General features: G+C 31.9%; 6 protein-coding genes. 2 read left to right on the top strand and 4 right to left on the bottom strand.

The features are described from left to right. Positions 1-22: 22 nt before the first annotated feature. Positions 23-1,210, top strand: a complete 1,188-nt coding sequence (locus tag AMN88_RS01855; RefSeq protein ID WP_075536167.1) for a hypothetical protein — start codon at positions 23-25, stop codon at positions 1,208-1,210. Between the two features lie 50 nt (positions 1,211-1,260). On the opposite strand, the gene AMN88_RS01860 is transcribed toward AMN88_RS01855, so the two are convergent. Genes AMN88_RS01860 through AMN88_RS01875 form a run of 4 tightly spaced genes read right to left on the bottom strand, consistent with a single transcriptional unit; the run spans position 1,261 to position 4,992 of the window. After that, positions 1,261-2,061 (bottom strand): M23 family metallopeptidase, encoded by an 801-nt coding sequence (locus AMN88_RS01860; RefSeq protein ID WP_075536168.1) that lies wholly within the window; start codon positions 2,059-2,061, stop codon positions 1,261-1,263. Next, complete coding sequence (locus AMN88_RS01865) at positions 2,046-2,804, bottom strand: SDR family NAD(P)-dependent oxidoreductase (RefSeq protein WP_075536169.1); 759 nt, start codon at positions 2,802-2,804, stop codon at positions 2,046-2,048. The genes AMN88_RS01860 and AMN88_RS01865 overlap by 16 nt, the downstream gene beginning before the upstream one ends. Further along, complete coding sequence (locus AMN88_RS01870; RefSeq protein WP_075536170.1) at positions 2,804-3,397, bottom strand: TerC family protein; 594 nt, start codon at positions 3,395-3,397, stop codon at positions 2,804-2,806. Before AMN88_RS01870 ends, AMN88_RS01865 begins: the two co-directional genes overlap by 1 nt. Continuing rightward, positions 3,397-4,992, bottom strand: coding sequence for a GMC family oxidoreductase (locus AMN88_RS01875; protein ID WP_075536173.1), 1,596 nt, complete (start codon positions 4,990-4,992; stop codon positions 3,397-3,399). Before AMN88_RS01875 ends, AMN88_RS01870 begins: the two co-directional genes overlap by 1 nt. A gap of 140 nt (positions 4,993-5,132) precedes the next feature. Between AMN88_RS01875 and AMN88_RS01880 the strand changes: the two genes are divergently transcribed. After that, positions 5,133-6,227 (top strand): TRAP transporter substrate-binding protein, encoded by a 1,095-nt coding sequence (locus AMN88_RS01880; protein WP_075536171.1) that lies wholly within the window; start codon positions 5,133-5,135, stop codon positions 6,225-6,227. Positions 6,228-6,309 lie beyond the last annotated feature (82 nt).

Here is a 6,309-nt window from a genome sequence, read left to right on the forward strand (position 1 = left end):
TCTCATACTGCCTTTCTTTTTGATGATTGGCGTAACATTTGCTGGAGAGAAATATTGTTTTGATTGTATGCATAAATACAAAATAGGTGACAAGAAAAATAAAACATATGAGTTTGAGTTTGATTTACAAACTAACGATTTATCTAAAAAAGTTGATGAACAGATATCAAATAAAAAAACTGGTTTAGTTTCTTACATCTTATTTGAAAATAACAAAATTTTAGTTGATCAAAATAGAAAAAGTAAATACAGAGGACCATATCCCTCACATTCTGTAGGCAAGTCTTTAGTATCTTTGGTTACAGGTTATGCTGTTTGTTCAAATTATATTAACCACACAGTTTTTGATAGAATAGATTATCCAACTGTTGAAGGTACTTTATATGAAAATCAAAAATTAATTAACTTACTTAATATGCAGGCTGGTGATGATAAAATAATCGGTGACAGACTTTATAATAAAGACAATGCTATTAAGGGCAAAGGTTTAAATACAAATACTAGACCTATCAAGTATGTTATGAAGAAATACTTTAAAGGTAAAGATGGTTTAGAACCTGGTGTTCATTTTAACTATAGTGCTTTAACAACTAACGTTATTATGAATTACGTTATTTACAAAACTGGTGATGAATGGAATAAGTTATTACATAAGATATTTGTTGAAGACGCTAAAGTTGCTAAAAGAGTTTATTTTGGTAAGTCATTAGAGAAGAGTCGATCAGGTAACAGAAAATCTGGTGAGTACGGTAGATATTCTTTTTATGCTGACAGATATGATTATGTAAGAATTGCTAACTTAATGTTAAATCACTGGAAGAATGATACTTGCGTTGGTAAGTATTTAAAAACTATGTATGAAAATAGAGTTGATAGAAATTATGAAACAAGTAAGTTTAATGGCAATCATCGAGTTGCATTAAGGTATGGTGGTCAGTTTTTATGGGATGCTATCGGTGTTGAAGATAGACCTATTTTAATGATGGATGGTGCTCACGGACAACAAATAGTTATTGATTTTGATAATAACAAAATTATTACCGCTCATTCTGTTGAAAGAGATTATGACTATTATAGTTTGATATATCTACAATTAAATTCAGATACATCATACAAACCATTTAATGAAGAAAATTTAATAGAAAAGATGAGGGTACAACCATGTACTGGAAAAGTACTTGAATGTTTAGATCCTGCTAAAGAACTGTAATAATCTTTTTAAAAATTTGATTAATTACCAGGTGCCCGAATAAACTTAGTTTAATTAATCACTGACATTGGATCAAGTCGAGTTTGAAACCAATTAACTCTAAAATCTAAGTGTGGTCCAGTTGATCTGCCGGTTGATCCAACTGTCCCAATGATATCCCCTTGATTAATTTGATCACCAACTGAGACTAATACATTTTCTAAATGAGAATATATTGTTGATATCCCATGACCATGATCCATTATAACTGTGCCACCAGTATAGTATAAATCATCTTCAGCCATAGTAACGACACCTGAGCCAGAAGATTTAATCATCGTTCCTTGTTTAGCAGCAATATCTATTCCATAGTGAGGCCACCTTGGTTTACCATTTAAAATTCTTTGACTACCATAAACACCACTGATTATTCCTTCAACTGGCATAATAAATTTTTCTTTAAAAAATTGTAGATCCGAATTAATTGCTCTTGCTTCTCCAATTGCATTATTTTCTTGTTTAATTCTTTTATAAACAGATTCAGGTGGGGTTACTTTACTTTCTGCCAAACCATCTATTCTTTGGATATTGTATTTACGCTTTAAAACTTTTTTTGTAGTTATTGATTTTTTTCCATCAATAATTTTTGTAAATGTTAAGTCGTATTTTTGATCTCGATCTATACCAAAAACAAAAAAACCATCTTTTGATACTTTAACCTCTTTTTTTCCAACCAAAATTTTAGCATTAGGATCAGTTTTACCTAATATAAAATGACCTTGCAGAAATTTACCTTGGAATTCAATAGCTTTTACTGGGGATATAAATATTAAAAAAACAAAAAAAAATCTATAAATTATTGAGCTGTCCATCCACCATCTATAATTATTGATGTTCCAGTTATCATTGAAGACGCTGATGAAGCCAAAAAGCATACTGTTGTAGCAACATCACTTTCAGTAGCCGCTTTTCCCATTGGTATATTTCTAAGGGCTAATTTTTTAAATTTTTTGTTTTTAAAAAAGTTTTTAACCATAGGTGTTTCAACAAAAGTAGGTGCTACAGTATTAACTCTTATATTTTTTTTTGCTAACTCTACACCCATTCCCTTAGTTAGTCCCTCAATACCAAATTTTGTCATGTTGTATACATTTCTTCCTCCCATACCCACATGACCGAGCTGTGATGACATATTTATGATTGAACCAGGTCTTTTTTTATTTTTAAGCATTTTTTTTACAACAAGTTGTGCCACATTAAATGCTGCTTTTAGATTTAAATCTACAAGATAATTCATACTTTTTTGTTTAATTTTTTCAAATGGTTCTGGAATGTTAGTTCCTGCATTATTTACCAATACATCAATAATTTTAATTTTATCTAATTTTTGTTTTAAATCCTCATAGTTCATTACATCGCACGAAACTTTAATAATTTTACCCTTAACTTTTTTAATATCCTTTTCTAATTTATTTAAATCTGAAGGAGTTCTACTTAAAGCTATAACCGTTGCACCTGCTTCAGCTAACGCAATGGAACAAGCTCTCCCCAATCCTTTACCTGCACCAGTAACTAAAGTGTATTTGTTTTTTAGATTTATTTTTTGAAGATACATTAAAAGAATATTATTTTAATATCTGTGTAAATCAACTCTACAGCCACTATTAATATTGCTAGTAAACCAACCCAAGCAATCCATTTATATTTTTTAATCCATCCAGATATTAATGTTGCAGCAGTTGCCATTAAAATGATTGATAACACTAATCCAAATACAAGTAGTCCATAATGATCGCCTGCTGCACCAGCAACACCTAAAACATTATCTAAACTCATTGTAAAATCTGCTAGTAGAACTGTCCAAATAGCCTTTAAAAAACTAGAATTGTCTACTTTAACATTTTCTTCTGTTTCTGAACCTTTGATTACATCTACGTAAAGTTTATAAACAATATAAAGTAATAATAATCCCCCAATTAATCTTAAACCAGTGATTTGCAGTAGATAAGCTGTAAGCAAAGTTAGTATAATTCTTAAAATTACAGCACCACCAATTCCCCAGAATATAACTTTTTTTCTCTGCTCGACTGGAAACTTGGATGCAACCATTCCAATTATTATTGCATTGTCTCCAGCTAAAACTAAATCAATAAAAATTATTTGAGTTAATATTGCTATTTGCTCAGGTGTAAAAAATTCTGCAAACATTATCGCTCTAGTATCATATCCGCACCTTTTTCTGCAATCATTATTGTTGGTGCATTTGTATTACCTGAGGTGATGTTTGGCATTATTGATGCATCTATTACTCTTAAGTTATTAACACCTCTAACCTTAAGTTTTTCATCTACTACAGACATTTCATCTTGACCCATTTTACAAGTTCCAACTGGGTGAAAAATAGTTTGTGCATAATTAGATGCTTCTTTAACTAACTCCTCATCGTCATTTAAATGAATGCCAGGTCTGTATTCTTCAGGGGTATATTTTTTAAAAGTTTCAGACTCCATTATGATTTTTCTGGTTAATTTAAGTCCTTTAGCTGCAATCATTCTATCGTGATCAGTTGATAGATAGTTTTGTTTTATTTTTGCATAAGTTCTTGAGTCTTTATCAACAATGCTAACATGCCCTCTACTTGTTGGTCTGATATTTGAAACAGTAGGGGTGAATGCATGAAAATCATGATTTTTTGTTGCTCCCAACGTATCCATACTCATGGGCTGAATATGCCATTGTAAATCTGGTAGCTCTAAAGATGGATCGCTTTTAGCAAACATGCAAAGTTGACTAGCACCCATAGTCATCGGGCCACTTCTTTTAAAAACATATTCTAAGCCAATCATTAAATTTCCAAATAAACTATTAATTTTTTTATTTAGAGATTTTAATCCATTAATTTTATAGATTGGTCTTAGCATTAAATGATCGTGTAAATTTTCTCCAACACCATTTAAATTTTGCACCATATCAATTCCAAGATTTTTAAGTTTTTCAGGATTTCCTATACCAGAAACTTGCAAGATTTGAGGAGATCCAATAGCTCCTGATGAAATAATAATTTCTTTATTTGCTTGAACTTTTTTTAATTCATTTCCTTCCCAATACTCAACTTCTTTGGCAGTTTTATTTTCAAAATTTATTTTTTTGACATGTGAATTGGTTAGTATTTTTAAATTTTGTCTGTTCTTGATTGGGTTTAGATATCCAACAGCTGTACTACATCTAAAGCCGTCTTTTTCTGTTACTTGGAAATAACCACAGCCATGATTATCACCAGTATTAAAATCTTTTGTTTTTGGAATGCCAAATTCCTCAGCAGCATTTTGAAATTCATCTAAAAGAGGCAGATGTATTCTTTGATCTGAAACAGATAAAGGCCCCCCAACTCCATGGAACTCATCTTCTCCTCTTTCTTGGTTTTCTGCTTTGATAAAATAAGGCAAAACATCATCCCATCCCCAACCTGTGTTACCTAGTTGTCGCCAAATATCATAATCTCTGTGTTGACCTCTTATGTAAAGTAGACCATTGATAGAAGAACTTCCTCCTAAAGTTTTTCCTCTAGGATACCTAATGGAAATATTATTCATGCTCTCATCAGGTTCTGTTTTGTAGCACCAATCGGTCTTTGGATTATGCATTGTTTTGAAATAACCAACAGGAATATGTATCCAAGGATAATTATCCTTACCTCCAGCCTCAATTAAAAGTACTTTATTTGAAGGATTTTCAGACAACCTGTTAGCAAGCACACATCCTGCAGATCCTGCTCCAAGAATTATAAAATCAAAATTATCCACATTAGAACTCTTATAAATTAAATTTTTTAATTTGTAATATTTATGTACACAAAAAAACTCAAATAATCCAATAATAGCACTTGTTTTAGATTTCATTCTTTGACAAGGTTTCATTTTTAAAAATAAAGAGAGGGAAACAAATGAAAAAAATCATTTCAATGTTATTTGCAGTTGCAATGGTATTTGGATTTATTTCAAATGCTAACGCTGCGAAAACACTAAAATGTCAGACAGTTCTTAACACTAAGGCTGATGAAGTTAAAATGTTAAAAGACTTTACTGACACTGTTACAACTTTGACAGGTGGATCTCTTAAGTTTGAAATTATGCCTGCAGGAGCAGTTGTTGGTGTAAAAGAAACTTTAGATGCTGTTGATAAAGGACTTATCGACTGTGGATTTGCTTGGACACACTATTGGTCAGGTGATCACCCTGCAGCTATGTTATTTGGTTCGCCAGTAGCAGGTGGTGGTGTTGGTATTGATAACATCGCATTCTTATCATGGTTTCAGTATGGTGGAGGTAAAGAGCTATACGACAGACTATGGAAAGAAATGGGAAGAGATATTAAAGGATTTATGATTCAACCAGTTGGTCCTGAAGCTTTAGGATGGTTTCCAAAACCAATTAAAGATATGGCTGATTTTAGAAAATATAAATTCAGAACTCCTCCAGGAATTCCAGGACAAACTTATAAAGACATCGGTATAGCATCTGTTGCTATGGGTGGTGGAGATATTCTACCAGCTTTAGAAGCAGGAACTATTGATGCTGCTGAATGGTGTTGTCCAAAACCAGACTTAACTTTTGGTTTCCAAAAAGTATTAAAGCACTACTACCTACAAGGTTTACACCAAGTAGTCGTAAATGCTGACTTTTATATTACTGGAAAAACATATGAAGCTATGAGTGCTCATGAGAAGAAGTCTCTAGAAGTTGCAGCAAATGCATCTTTAGCGAAATCTCTAAGTTACAGAATCTATGAAAACGGAAAAGCTTTAAAAGAGCTTACTGAAGTTCATGGTGTAAAATTAGAAGATACTCCTTCTGATTACTTCACAGAATACATGGCAGCTGCTAAGAAAAGTTTAGAAACAAACGCAGCTAAAAATGCATTCTTTGCTGAAGTTTGGGACTCTATGAAAGAATTTGCTGATATAGCAGTTCCTTTCTGGAGTGGTGCTCAAATGTCTAATGCGAAGCTAGGAATGGCTCACGCAGCAACATTAAAGTAATCATTAAATAATCTTTACATTAGAGCGGACTTAATAGTCCGCTCTAATTTTTTATATAAAATTTTATGGCAGACGAACTAGG

This window comes from Candidatus Pelagibacter communis (assembly GCF_001180165.1).
In the GTDB taxonomy this organism is placed as follows: Bacteria; Pseudomonadota; Alphaproteobacteria; order Pelagibacterales; family Pelagibacteraceae; genus Pelagibacter; species Pelagibacter ubique_P.

What these genes read in the sequence shown, in the direction of transcription:
- AMN88_RS01870 (WP_075536170.1), bottom strand. Translation starts at nt 3,397, where the DNA reads ATGTTTGCAGAATTTTTTACACCTGAGCAAATAGCAATATTAACTCAA.
- AMN88_RS01855 (WP_075536167.1), top strand. Translation starts at nt 23, where the DNA reads ATGATTGGCGTAACATTTGCTGGAGAGAAATATTGTTTTGATTGTATG.
- AMN88_RS01880 (WP_075536171.1), top strand. Translation starts at nt 5,133, where the DNA reads ATGAAAAAAATCATTTCAATGTTATTTGCAGTTGCAATGGTATTTGGA.
- AMN88_RS01865 (WP_075536169.1), bottom strand. Translation starts at nt 2,804, where the DNA reads ATGTATCTTCAAAAAATAAATCTAAAAAACAAATACACTTTAGTTACT.
- AMN88_RS01860 (WP_075536168.1), bottom strand. Translation starts at nt 2,061, where the DNA reads ATGGACAGCTCAATAATTTATAGATTTTTTTTTGTTTTTTTAATATTT.